This is a genomic window from Ruminococcus sp. 1001713B170207_170306_F1 (assembly GCF_015668065.1).
In the GTDB taxonomy this organism is placed as follows: Bacteria; Bacillota; Clostridia; order Lachnospirales; family Lachnospiraceae; genus Blautia_A; species Blautia_A faecis.
Genome location: NZ_JADPEX010000010.1, coordinates 97,876 through 111,421, shown reverse-complemented (window position 1 = coordinate 111,421; position 13,546 = coordinate 97,876). Strand labels below are relative to the sequence as shown.

Here is a 13,546-nt window from a genome sequence, read left to right as displayed (position 1 = left end):
GTCGCAGTTAGCGATTAGTTCGCTGGAGCGTTGCGCCGGCGAGTGAGTAATACACATTGTCCAAATGCGTCCGCATTAAAGAACTTTTAATCAACTAAATAGCAATTCAATACGTTGCTTCTTTATAAAAATTCCGCTATAATAAACAATATGAGAAGCTCTTGACGGGGGCTCAGCATTTTACTTGTAGAGAGGTTGAAAGAATTAATTATGTCAGAAGAAAAGAAAGCGCCCTGGCTGGATACGCCAGATCCGCAGCGTTTTATCAAAAATGCAGCAAAATTTAATGATCTGATGATGATGTATAGATGTGCCATCCGGGAGGTACAGACCAAGCTGGAAGTTCTGGATGATGAATTTTCAGTAGAGTATAAGCGAAATCCCATATCTTTTATTAAGACAAGGATAAAGAAACCAGAAAGTATTTACCGGAAACTGCAGAAGCTGGGATATGATTTTACAGCAGAGAATATTCAGGAACAGTTAAATGACGTGGCTGGAGTCCGGGTGGTCTGTGCTTTCATTGACGATATTTACACAGTGGCCAATCTGATTGCCGGACAGGATGATATTAAAGTTATTAAAATCAAGGATTATATCAAGAATCCGAAACCAAATGGTTATCGTAGTTATCATATGATAGTGGAGATTCCTGTATTCTTCTCCAAGGGGAAAACACCTATGAGAGTAGAACTTCAGATCCGCACCAACGGCATGGACTTCTGGGCTACATTGGAGCATCAGCTCCGCTACAAGAAGGGAATCGAGGACTTGCCAGGATATGCAGAGATCAGTGAAGAACTGCTCCGCTCGGCGCAGGCAGTAATCGAAACGGATAACGAAATGCAGCAGATTAAGAATAAGATTGGCATGTTTCATGATATTTAAGACAGGCTCAATCTACATAATTTTACGGCAGACAAAATTAATTGTCTGCCGCTATTTTTTAGCCGAAACTTTAGAAACTTTTCAATTCGGCACTAGTATTCTATTATTACGAAATAATATAACGTAAGTAAGAATAAACTTTTTCTCTGACAATCTCTCTTTTATTTCAGCCACACGAATACACAGAATAAAATAAACAAAAATGCCGCACTTCCAAAGATCAGTCCCACAGTCAGTGACGCCTTCAGCGAAAGCCAGATGATTCCTCTTCTTTCTTCCTTCGTCATCGGCGGATTCTGAAAAGCGCTCAGATCATCCGGTACTTCATTTTCCATTCCCGGTTCCGGTACTTTTACATCAAATTCTTTTCTGCTCTTAGATGGATCGCCAGGAAATATCTGCCATGGTCTTCTGGAATTCCAGGGCATACCATCCACATCCATATTGGCTACTGTGTAATCGGGCAATTCTTCTTTTTTTCTTTTTCCCATGTAGAACCTCCTGTTTTGCTATTTAATGTGTTGGTCGTTATCCCAGACGCGATTTTACAATGTATATTCACCGCCGCGCGTCGCAACGTTCCGGCAAGCTAATGACTAACTACGACTAAGACGCTCAGGAAAGCCTTCGCGCCTAAGTCTCCGTAAGTCATGGATCTCGCCTCCACTAAAACCGCTCCTAAAATGCGCGGCTTGCGAATATACATTGCAAAATCGCTGGTTACTGGAAAGAGAAGAAAGAAACAGTAACGACAACAACGCGGGTGGGGTGAAGTAGTTGGTATCCCGCAACTTTATTGTTTTTTTTAATCTATCGTTGTCAAAAAAGTATCGGGAAACCAATCACTCCCCCTCCCCCCTGTCGAAAGTTCCTATGCACAAATAAGTCCCAGACAGTACACAGCATTCGGGCAATGGTGATTGCTCTAGCGAGCCATTTCAGGCGCGGTTTTAGCGTAGGCGAAATCCACTGCTTACGGAGACTTAATCGTGAAGGCTCTCCTGAACGATTTAGTTGCAGTTAGCAGTTAGTTCGCTGGAGCGTTGCGCCGGCGAGTGAGCAATCACCATTGTCCGAATGCGTCCGCCTTGAACAACTTTCAACACACTAAATAGCAACAGACCAGGTAATCCCTGGCCTGCTTTATTCTTAGTCATACAGATGGCAGCGCACCTTATGCCCATTTCCCATATCTTTTACCTCAGGCACCTGATTCTTACAAATCTCCATGCACTTCCGGCATCTGGTATGGAACTTACATCCCTTAGGCGGATTCGCTGGGGATGGAATATTTCCCTCCAGGATGATACGGTTTCTCTTCAGATCCGGGTCTGGCATAGGAATAGCAGAGAACAGAGCCTCTGTATACGGATGAAGAGGATTTGCAAAAATATCTGCTGTGGTACCAGTCTCAACCAGTCCCCCCAGATACATAACTCCGATAGTATCGGAAATATGCTCTACAACCGACAGGTCATGAGAGATAAACAGATAAGTCAGATTTCTCTTCTCCTGAAGTTCCTTTAACAGGTTGATGATCTGCGCCTGTACAGAAACATCAAGTGCAGAAACCGGCTCGTCACACACAACGAACTCCGGATTCAATGCAAGTGCTCTCGCAATACAGATACGCTGTCTCTGTCCACCAGAGAACTCATGTGGATAACGGTCCTTATGATAAGACTGAAGTCCACAGTCATCCATGATCTTGGTCACATAATCTGCATATTCAGACTTGGGAACCAGGTTATGCTCTCTTACAGCTTCCCCGATGATCTCGCCAACCGGCAGTCTTGGGGAAAGGGAAGAATATGGATCCTGGAAAATGATCTGCATCTTGGTACGCATATCGCGCATTTCTCTATTGGAAAGACCGTAAACATCTTTTCCGTTGAAGAGAACCTGTCCGTCTGTTTTCTCAATCAGCCTTAAGATGGTTCTTCCTGTGGTAGATTTACCACATCCGGACTCTCCAACCAGACCCATCGTGGTTCCTCTCTTTAATGTGAAAGAAACGTCATCAACTGCTTTTACGGCTCCAACCTGCTTACCGAACATTCCACCCTTGATCGGGAAATATTTCTTAAGATGGGATACCTCCAGAATGTTATCGGACTGCTGATTCTTTGTATTTTCTGCTGTCTTATTCTCACTCATGAGTTTTGCCCCCTTCCCCTGGATGAACATTCGCCAGCCATCCGGCTTCCGGACGGTCTGCATAACGGTAACAGCTTACTTCATGTGTAGGACTTAATTTGATCACGCCTGGATAGCTTCCCTGACACTTGTCACAGCTAAGTTCACAACGGTCACGGAAATAACAGTAATCCGGCATATCAATAGGGTTCGGAACCTTACCTGGAATACTGTAAAGCTTGTCAACCTTCTTGCCTACAACCGGTTTGGAGCGCATAAGTCCAATGGTGTATGGATGAGACGGGTTCTTGAAGATCTCGCTTGCAGTACCCTTCTCAACTACACGGCCAGCATACATAACAACTACATAATCTGCCATCTCTGCAATAACACCCAGGTCATGAGTGATCAGCATAATGGAAGAATTGATCTTATCCTTCAGGTTACGCATCAGATCCAGGATCTGCGCCTGAATTGTAACGTCAAGAGCTGTGGTAGGCTCATCAGCAATGATCAGTCTTGGATTACAAGCAAGACCGATTGCGATACATACACGCTGACGCATACCACCGGAAAGCTCATGAGGATACATCTTATAAACGCCCTCACTGTTGGCAATTCCAACCAGCTTCAGCATTTCGATGGTTCTGGCCTTTACCTGCTCTTTGCTCATATCCGGATTGTGAAGCTTGGTGATCTCATCAACCTGCTCTCCAATGCGGAATACCGGATTCAGTGCAGTCATAGGCTCCTGGAAAATCATGGAAAGCTCATTTCCGCGAAGCTTCTGCATTTCACTTGTAGGAGTATTTACAATATTGTAAACCTTGTCGCCAGTATTAAAACGGATTTCTCCTTCTACGGTCTGTCCCTGAGGACGCTGTACCAGCTGCATAAGGGAAAGGCTAGTTACAGACTTTCCACAACCGGATTCTCCAACAACACCAACTGTTTTTCCCTGAGGAATTTCAAAGCTTACACCATCAACGGCTTTAACAGTTCCAATATCTGTAAAGAAATAAGTATGAACATTGTCAAACTCAACTACGTTTTCCGGATTCTTCATGGTAGTGATATACTCTGACTCCGGAATATTCTTTCTGTTTCTCTTCTTCTCTATCTCATTGGTGATCTTTCGATTCTCTTTGGAGATTCTTTTGGTTTCCTTAGCTGAGATATAGTTTGCGTTTTTCTTACCAAATAATGCCATATTCGCACCTACCGTTTCATTTTCGGGTCAAATGCATCACGAAGACCATCACCCACAAAGTTAAATCCAAGAACGGTCAGCAGGATTAAGAATCCGGCCGGGATCCATACGAACCAGAAGTTGGTCAATACGTATACATCATTTACCGCATTTACAATATTACCCCAGGAAGCGTATGGGAATTTAACACCGATTCCAAGGAAGCTAAGAGTTGCTTCCATCAGGATAACATCACCAAGTCCCATTGTTGCAATAACGATCAGCTGTGGAATAACGTTCGGAATCAGGTGACGGAAAATACGTCTTGAAATACGAACACCGGTAGCTTCTGTAGCAACCATAAATTCCTGCTCACGAAGAGACAGGATCTGACCTCGAACCATACGGGCAATTCCCGGCCATCCTACGATACCAAGAATTGCACAAAGTGCATAAATTCGGATTCGCGGGTCAATTTTGTAATAATCCATAACAGAACCGATGATAATGTACAGCGGCATTGCCGGAATACAGATTACAACATCAACCACACGCATGAGAATGGTATCTACCCATCCTCCAAAATAACCGGACACACCACCGATCAGAATACCAATAATACCTTCAATAATGATAACAACGAAACCGATCATCAGGGAAATACGTCCGCCATACATCAGTCTGGTCAGCATGTCCATACCGTTTCCGTCTGTTCCTAACCAGTGCTTTTTGCTTGGTCCGGAATAAGTATCATTTACAGTAGTTGCTTTCTGGCTTCTTACAACATACTGTGTATTCTTGGTCTGAAGCTGATAGGTTTCTTCTTCGCCAGCCTCATTAACAGCTGTAAATGTAGAAGCTTTGTCAGCAATTGCCTGTTCTACTGCTTCTTTAAAGGAAAGAGAAAGGAACACACCCTTTGCCTGAGGAGATACCAGAAGATTGGAAACAGTAGCATAAACTTCGCCATCCTTTACAACCTCTGTGGATGTCTCTTTCTCTGTTGTAGTCAGCTCATAGGTTGCGCCATCGTATTCAAAAAAAGCATCTCCTGCTTCAATTGCATCAAGTGCTGCCTGCTGGAAATCAAATCCCATCTCTGCATCATTCGTTGCTGCGCTGAATACTTTCTTGGTTGCAAATGCAACTTCGCCGGAAATTGTGATCTGATTCTCACGTCCGGCCTTCTCAATTGTATAGGTAGTTCCATCTACTTCAAAGGTATTGGCATCATTTGCCACAGCCTCTTCATAGCCTTCTTTGATTTCATCTGTTATTTCTGTATTTCCAACCTGTTTATAAGTAGATTTTCCTTTCAGTGTAAGAACGGTTGCTACTGATTCTGAAGAATAAATTGCCCAGTAATCTTCACCTTTTTGTTCCAATCCGTAGGTTACATCATTTGCTTCAAAGGAATCATTTCCCTTGTTTGTAGCAAGAATAAATTTCTGCTGTCCCTGCGCAGGAAATTCTGCACCATTTGCTGTTGTAAAAATATAAGATTTATTATAGGTAGCTCCCGCATAGTCTTTCCATACATGATCTGTTTTACGGAATACCTGGCTTTCATTGTAAGGGCTTACCATACCACCTATAAATGAAAACAAAAACATCGCTACCAGAATTACAAGTCCTGCCACAGCCAGTTTATTGCGGAAGAAACGCTTTGCAACAAGCATTCCTGGTGAAAGGACTTTTACACGCTGTTCATCATCCAGTGCCTTGGAGGTACTGACATGATCGTCTTTTTTCTTTGTTGGATCTGTACTCATGTTTTTCCTCCTAATTTACTCGTACCCTTGGATCTGCCACAGCGTACAGGATATCTGCGATCAGATTGCCGGTTAATGTCAGAAATGCCAGAAATACCATATAGAACATGGTAAACGGAATATCTCCCTGAGTTAATGCCTGGTAGGAGGTATATCCAATTCCCGGAATCTGGAACAAAGTCTCTGTGATCATCGCTCCACCGAACAGGTTCGGAAGTGTACTTCCAAGGATGGTGATGATCGGAATCAGAGTATTGCGGAATGCATGATGAGAAACCACCTTTTTCTCCGGAACACCTTTCGCTCTGGCAGTACGGATATAATCTGCATTCAGAACCTCCAGCATATTGGTTCTGGTATAACGCATAAGGGAACCAACACTTACGATAGTCAGCGTAATAACCGGAAGGATCATATGCTGTGCCATATCCAGTACCTTACCTACACTTCCATAGGACTCATGCATACGGCTTACGATACCATACAGGTCAACCCATTTCAGATTAATAGAGAAAATCCATTTCAAAATGGTAGCAAAGAAAAAGGACGGCAGCGAAATACCGATCAATGCAAAAACGGTAACTGCATAATCAATCCTGCTGTACTGCTTCGTTGCCGATATAATACCCAAAGGTATGGCAATGATAATTTCCAACAGGAAGGAGGCCAGTGCCAGAGCAAAAGAATACCAGATAACGCTGGCAAATTTCTGTTTTACCGGCTGATGGAAAATCCAGGATTCTCCAAATTCACCATGAACAGCTTTTCCAAGCCAGATAAAATAGCCCTCCAGAACCGGCTTATCCAGTCCATAAGCGGCATTTAACTCAGCAACCAGCTCATCATAGGGCTTCGCGCCCTGTTTCATTGACATATCACGGGCTCTTCCCTCTACATAAGAAGTCGGAAGGGCTCTCTCAATTGAATAAATGATCATGGAAACGAAGAACAGGATCATCGCTCCAAGAAGTACACGACGTACAATAAATTTTTTCATTATATAAATTATCCTTTCAGTATCGGGCGGGAAGACTGACTTACCTTGTTCTTACTGGCAGTGTGTCCTGCCGGTTCTGTCCGTTTTACCGGGCCGGGTTCCAGAGCATGTTTGAAAAAGGCTTTCTGCAAGATGTGCGTCACAATTTGTGGGAGATTGCGGGAATGCTTTTTCAGACACGCTCTAGCCCAAGGCATACTGCCAGTAAGGCAGTGGGTCCACTGGTTATGGTGGACCCACTGCGCTAACAAGTCATTCTTCTTTTATACCTTTAGTTCATTTCGATATTAATGATATCTCCATACCATGAATAGAATGTAGTAACATCTTTCGTAAAGGTATCTGCATTGATACGCTCAGGGCTGTAAATAACGCAGTTCTGTCTCTGATAGATCGGAATCTCTACTGCCCAGTCAAGAATAATGTCCAGACACTGTTTGTAAACAGATTTTCTGTATTCCTGATCAGCTGTGGAACGGGCATCAATAATATCCTGATCCAGTGTTTCATCATTGATGTGGTAGTAATTGCTCTTTACACTTGCGCTGTGGTAAACCTGATACATATCAGGATCCACTGTTGCCTGCCATGCAGCTGCCCACATTTCTGCGGTACCTGCATTTAAAGCATCCCACATAATGTTGGAGTCTGTAACATCATTGATCTCAAGTGTAAATCCGATGGACTCAAGAGCTGCCTTAGCGTCTGTAAGGATTGCAAAGCTTGGGTGATCTCCACTTCCGTCAGCACCGATGATGATCTCATAAGTCATCTTAGCACCTTCTGGAGCTGCTGTTACCTTGCCGTTTTCTACAGTGTATCCGGCTGCCTCGAAGAAGCCAAGAGCTGCCTGTGTTGCTGCTGCAAACTTCTCATCATCTGTCATATCATCTGTGTAAAGCGGATTTCCATCAACATCTACAGAGTAAGCCACCTGATAATCTGCATCAGATTTCTGAGGAGCTGCCCAGGATGTATTGGAAATCGGGTAGTTGATTACAGAAGCAGCATCTCCATAATAAGAATCGATTGCTACATCACGATATACAGCAAGTACAGTTGTAAGAGCTTTTCTTAAGTTCTTGGAAGCATCAGATCCTGGCTCTCCGCCAACATTGATTGTGTTTGCGTTAAGACCGATGTATCCGTATCCAAGGTTGTCTGTTGCGTTAACGATGATCTTATCACCGCTGAGCTCGTCGTTTCCGTTGATGCTCTTAATCTGGTCAAATGCAGATTTGCTTCCGGATGGATCGGAAAGGTCGATTGTACCCTGCTCAACACCGGCAATCTTATCTGCGTCGGAAGTCTCACGCCACTGGAGGTACTTTGTCTTAGGAGCACCCTTGTAGTAGTTCTCGTTTGCTTCCATGTATACAGTCTTGTTCTCATATTTCACAAATTTGTACGGACCTGCGCCAAGTGGCTGGTTGGATTTATCACGTACAGCGGAGAGATCTCCTCTTGTGAAACCGAACTGGTTGTTATCATAGTCATAGAGAGAAGCATCTCCATAATAATGCATTGGCTCAACGATTACACCAAGCTGATAGATTGTAGTTGCCTCGAAACCATCTGTGGTAACCTCAACTTCGTAATCACCAAGCTTCTTGATTCCCTCGATGTTCGCAACCTCTTCACCTTCACCTGCTGCAGTTTTCTGCTCTACCAGGTATTCGGAAGCGATTGTTGCTGCATCTTCATCGAAGTATGCTTCGTCGCCATAGGCAGCTGCAAGTGCAAGATAGTCCTTGCCATACTGGTCTGCGATCTCATTAATGATCGTATCCTGATCTTTGCCATCTACAGAATAGTTCTCATCTACTGCGTAAAGCATTCCAAAGAACTCATCTCCGTTTGTAACACCATAAGCATCTGCATAATCTTCCCATGCAGTCTGCGCCCACTCATACTCAGATGTAAGAAGCGGAACAATCAGCTCATCTTTCACTCTTGCAGCAACTTCATCCGGCATGTCTGCAAGTGTATTTGCAACATCCTCATCTGTGATGGAATCTGCTGCTGTGGAATTCAGACGGTAGTTTTTCATACCTTTGATATTGGTGGAGTAGAATGTTGCATTTCCATCATAATCTGTATCAGAAAGTACATAATATGTGAAAATCAGGTCATCTGCAGTAAGAGGCTCACCGTCAGAAAATGTTACACCCTCACGAAGCTTGAAATTGTATACAGTCTCATCCTCGCCCTCTGTAACAGTTACGTCGGAAAGTCCTGTATAAGTATAATCCGTTCCGTTATACTCATGTGTCTCACCCTCGATACCATTGTAAATAATAGCACCTGTACGGTCACTTCCAAACAGATACTCACCTACATTCTCTGCGATCTGCGTATCCGGAACTGTCTCATGGAATAATCCACTGAATTTCTCGGAGAAGTTAGTCTGTCCAACAACAAGTGGTGTATCGGAAGAACCTCCCTCAGCTTCTTCAGCAAAAACAGGTACGCTCACTGTTGATGCTGCCATGACACCTGTTAATAACAGGGCCATTAACTTCTTCTTGCTCATATCTTATCCTCCTTTTTTAAGATATTTTATTGTAACTATTCATCAGAGCCTGTTGGAGACTCCTGAGGCCAGCTACTACAGACAACCTAAAAATTTGTTGTCTTATACCTCTCTATTTTACCATGTTTTATTACATGTGCAATAGCTATATGGCGAAATATGTCTGGAATTTTGTCCATAATTGTCAAAAACTGAAAGATTTTTACTCAAAATTTGTAAATTTTGCTTTAATCTGCCAGTTTTGCGCAGTGTTAACACTTCCCAGCGCTAAAATCATCACAGTAGCTGCCTCGAATAATAGTTCCCTTGTAAAAATAAGATTTTCGAAATCTTTTAACAAAAAAATCAGGTTTGCCACGCTTGTAAAAAGTCCCAGTACCGTGATGGCAATGCTGCACCTTACCGGACGCCGCACCCCTTTTTCATACTGTGCACAGGTCATATGCCCTATATGCTTTTCCGGGATTACCACCTGTGAGTGAGCTTTTCCCTCCTGCTGTCTGCAAAAAAGAAATAAGGAAGCACCTCCCATGATTCCATAGGAAACAGGGAATACTACCACCATATAGGGAAGTAATATCCAGAAGATCCTGCTTCCTTCATTGTTCAGCATCAGGCTGGCAAAATAGATCACAAGGGCGGCTGCCATAAGAACTGTATTGTTAAGGGCATGTCTTTTCAGCTCCTTCACTGACAGGCTGCTGCCATACCATTTTCCGGTATATTCAAATTTTTCCCCTCTCTGGCGGTAATCATTCCCATATTTTTTCACAATTCTGCCTCAACTTTCCTGTGAGTTCCCAATCTATTACCTGAAAGTGCTTTTCCTTCTCACAGTCTTTGCCTGATGACTCAATCCAGCTTCTTATCCAGCTCATCCACAATCTTCTGAATGCAGCCATCTGTAAATGGAACTGTAAGTCCCACCTGTTTCAGCATGGACGGATAGAAATCACTTGCAGAAAGCCGGCAAAGCTTTATATAATCAGCCCACGCAGCGTCATGATCTTTCTCCATGCGGATCTTAAACTGGAATGCACAAAGCTGTGCAAGTACATAATCAATATAGTAGAAAGGCATCTCAAAAATGTGGTGCTGTCTCTGCCAGTAACCGCCTTCTTCCATAAACCTGCAGCCAGTGGAATCCATATATGGACGGTACTCCTGCTCCAGCCTGTTCCATGCATCACGTCGCTCCTTAGGTGTAAGCTCCGGATTGCCGTATACAATGTGCTGGAATTCATCCACCATTGTTCCATAAGGAATAAAGTCGATGGCATCCTCAAGATGCATCTTGCGGTAATCATCGCCTCTTTCCCCGAAGAAAAGCTCGATCCATGGTTCCGCAAAGAATTCCATGGACATGGAATGGATTTCTGCTGTCTCCATGGTCAGATACCTGGAGTGATCGGTGATCGGATCCTTGCAGGATACATAACTCTGAAATGCATGTCCACACTCATGTGTGATTACATCCACGTCACCACTGGTTCCGTTAAAGTTTGCAAAAATAAACGGTACACCATAATCCGGAAGCTCCGTCATGTAACCACCGGTAGCCTTATTCTTACGTCCGAATACATCAAAAAGCTCATTCTCCATCATCATGTTGAAGAAATCCCTTGTCTCATCAGACATCTCCGTGTACATTTTGCGGCCGCTCTCAAGAATCTCCTCAGGAGTACCGATCGGCGCCGGATCTCCCTGTGGGAAATAAACACCCATATCATAATAACGAAGTGCATCTACCCCAAGGCGTGCCTGACGGTTCTTGTGCATTCTGGAAGCTAACGGTACAAATACAGTCTTAATCTGCTCGCGAAGCTTCTGTACATCTTCCTTGGTATAAGAATTACGGTTCATGCGGAAGTAGCCCATATCAATGTAATTCTCAAAGCCCAGCATCTGTGCCTGTCTGGTACGGTTCTTCACCATCAGATCGTAGATTTCATCAAGCTCAGCCTGGTTCTCCTCAAAGAAGCCTGAAAAAGCATCCCATGCTTTCTTACGGGTATTCCGATCCTGGGAGCGCATATACTTGCGCATAAGGGAAAGGTTCAGTTCTTCTCCTTCCCACATGATCTTGGCAGAAGCGATCAGCTTACTGTAACGGGAAGCAAGGGCATTCTCCTCCTGCATCAGCGGAATCAGACTGTCATCGAAAGATTTCATCTCCAGTTCCATGGACTTAAATGCAACCGGTCCGATTTTCTCTTCCATATACTGACGATATGGAGTGGCAAAAAGTACTTTCTTATACTCATTTGTCACTGCGTTCAGTTCCGGGAGCTTCTCATCATAGTAGCTCTTCTCGCCGTCATAAAACTCATTTGTCACATCTCCATCCCTGCGGATATGGGCGATGGTGTAAAGAGTTCTCACGTGATCCATCAGCTTGTTAAATTCCTGATGAATCTCGAACTGCTCTTCTCCGCTCTTCGCAGAAGATGCGCGCTGGATAATCTCCTGTGCCTGTGCAATTACAGCTGGAAAATCCACACGAGTGTAAGGCATTTCTGAAAATTTCATCTCGTTCCTCCTTTATAGACACAAATGGGCGGACAAACTTCCTAAAGCTTATCTTCAGAATGCTGTCCGTCCATTGTCGCGTATTATTTACTATATCATAATCACATCTAAATTAAAAGGCTTAAATTTATAAAAAATGTTAATAAAAGAACATTATGACGTTGAAAGTGTGTTTTGCCAAATCTTCAGATTTTATTCAGCTACGCCTTCTTCTCCTTCTTCTACGATTTCCAGATCATCAAGCGTGTCATCTTCTTTGGACTCCTTTTCATCATACTCTTCTGGTGTATATGGAGTTTCTGTCACGTTTGCCTTTTCCAGAAGAAGCTCTGTTACCTTGCTCTCATAAAGGGCATTTACAAGCGTTTCCCGAGTATAAAGAGTCTCAAAATCAGCAGGACTCTCGCCATAGTAGTCAGCATACTCATTTACATAATCCACGTATTCATCTTCTGTTACTTCAATATTATTGGCTTCGGCATATGCGCTGATGAAGAGGCGACGGTTTACAAGATTTTTGGCTTCTTCTGCAATATCATCCTCTGTAACCCCGAACATATCCAGCACATCACTTACATCTCCGTCTTCCTCTACAAACATGGAATAACCGGAGAGTGCCTCTTCCCTGCATGCCTCAAACAGGTCGTCCGGATATTCTCCGGTAAACTCTGTACGTGCCAGGCAGGCAGAAATCAGATCTTCTGTCTCATCATAAGTACTCTGTTCCTCATAGGACTGCTCCAGATATTCTTTTACAGAAGCCTCATATTCTTCCTTCGTGTCACACCCGGTATAATTCTTCACATAATCTTCATCATATTCCGGAGTATTGGAAGCTGTAACATCTGTTACCTCCACAGAAAAGTCAACGGTTTTTCCCTGCCAGTCTTCCTGCCAGGTGTCATCTCCGTATGTGATGCTGAAATCCAGTTTATCTCCAGTGGAAACACCTGTCAGCTTCTGGTCAAATTCTGCACCAAATTCTTCCTGTCCCAAGGTGATAAAAGTCTCTTCCGGCTCAGCAGCTTCCTCACCCTCCACAGTGGCAGTAAGATTCATATATACAATATTTCCGTCCTCGGAAGGTGCATTGGTAGACTGCTCATCGCTGGCATCTGCCAGTTCTTCCTGAATCTCATCCTGCACCATATCATCAGTGATCTCATAGGTGTACCTGGTAACCTCTACACCATCATAGTCTCCAAGAGTTACATAATCAGAAGCATTCTGAACCAGATATTCAGAAGGAGTAATGGGATCAAGAGCTGCTTCTTCCTCTGCATCATCTGCATCGATCACTTCATTATTCTCTACATCCTGTGAAAATTCAGGATCCAGTTCTTCTCCATCTTCATCCGGATCAGCAGCTGTCAGATCATCCTCTGCTGTGCTCTCCTGGGTAGTATTGTCCGTGTTTTTCTGCTGAGAAGCATTATCTCCACAGCCTGCAAGTACTGTCATAGCTGCCAGCGCAGCAAGAACATATCTTTTTTTCATATTTT

General features: G+C 43.6%; 10 protein-coding genes. 1 reads left to right on the top strand and 9 read right to left on the bottom strand.

Going from position 1 to position 13,546, the window contains the following annotated elements; translation table 11 throughout:
• The first annotated feature begins 210 nt into the window (after window positions 1–210).
• On the top strand, window positions 211–888 hold the full coding sequence (locus I4V84_RS08400) for a GTP pyrophosphokinase family protein (RefSeq protein ID WP_118584331.1): 678 nt from the start codon (window positions 211–213) through the stop codon (window positions 886–888).
• 161 nt (window positions 889–1,049) lie between these two features.
• Here I4V84_RS08400 and I4V84_RS08395 read toward each other — a convergent pair whose 3' ends face one another.
• From I4V84_RS08395 to I4V84_RS08355, 9 genes are all read right to left on the bottom strand, one after another.
• On the bottom strand, window positions 1,050–1,379 hold the full coding sequence (locus I4V84_RS08395) for a hypothetical protein (RefSeq protein ID WP_118584332.1): 330 nt from the start codon (window positions 1,377–1,379) through the stop codon (window positions 1,050–1,052).
• A gap of 658 nt (window positions 1,380–2,037) precedes the next feature.
• Window positions 2,038–3,045: a dipeptide ABC transporter ATP-binding protein gene (locus tag I4V84_RS08390; protein ID WP_195991587.1), complete on the bottom strand. Its 1,008-nt coding sequence runs from the start codon at window positions 3,043–3,045 to the stop codon at window positions 2,038–2,040.
• Entirely contained in the window at window positions 3,038–4,090 is a 1,053-nt protein-coding gene (locus I4V84_RS08385) for an ABC transporter ATP-binding protein (protein ID WP_334285095.1), read from the bottom strand. The genes I4V84_RS08390 and I4V84_RS08385 overlap by 8 nt, the downstream gene beginning before the upstream one ends.
• A 152-nt stretch (window positions 4,091–4,242) precedes the next feature.
• Complete coding sequence (locus I4V84_RS08380; RefSeq protein WP_226836499.1) at window positions 4,243–5,985, bottom strand: ABC transporter permease; 1,743 nt, start codon at window positions 5,983–5,985, stop codon at window positions 4,243–4,245.
• Window positions 5,986–5,995: 10 nt separating this feature from the next.
• Window positions 5,996–6,982 (bottom strand): ABC transporter permease, encoded by a 987-nt coding sequence (locus I4V84_RS08375; RefSeq protein ID WP_118579276.1) that lies wholly within the window; start codon window positions 6,980–6,982, stop codon window positions 5,996–5,998.
• Between the two features lie 271 nt (window positions 6,983–7,253).
• On the bottom strand, window positions 7,254–9,515 hold the full coding sequence (locus I4V84_RS08370) for an ABC transporter substrate-binding protein (protein ID WP_118579279.1): 2,262 nt from the start codon (window positions 9,513–9,515) through the stop codon (window positions 7,254–7,256).
• Window positions 9,516–9,717: 202 nt separating this feature from the next.
• Complete coding sequence (locus I4V84_RS08365; RefSeq protein WP_118579282.1) at window positions 9,718–10,287, bottom strand: hypothetical protein; 570 nt, start codon at window positions 10,285–10,287, stop codon at window positions 9,718–9,720.
• Window positions 10,288–10,367: 80 nt separating this feature from the next.
• Window positions 10,368–12,044 (bottom strand): M3 family oligoendopeptidase, encoded by a 1,677-nt coding sequence (locus I4V84_RS08360; RefSeq protein WP_195991585.1) that lies wholly within the window; start codon window positions 12,042–12,044, stop codon window positions 10,368–10,370.
• Between the two features lie 192 nt (window positions 12,045–12,236).
• Window positions 12,237–13,541, bottom strand: a complete 1,305-nt coding sequence (locus I4V84_RS08355) for a hypothetical protein (RefSeq protein WP_195991583.1) — start codon at window positions 13,539–13,541, stop codon at window positions 12,237–12,239.
• Window positions 13,542–13,546: the final 5 nt, after the last annotated feature.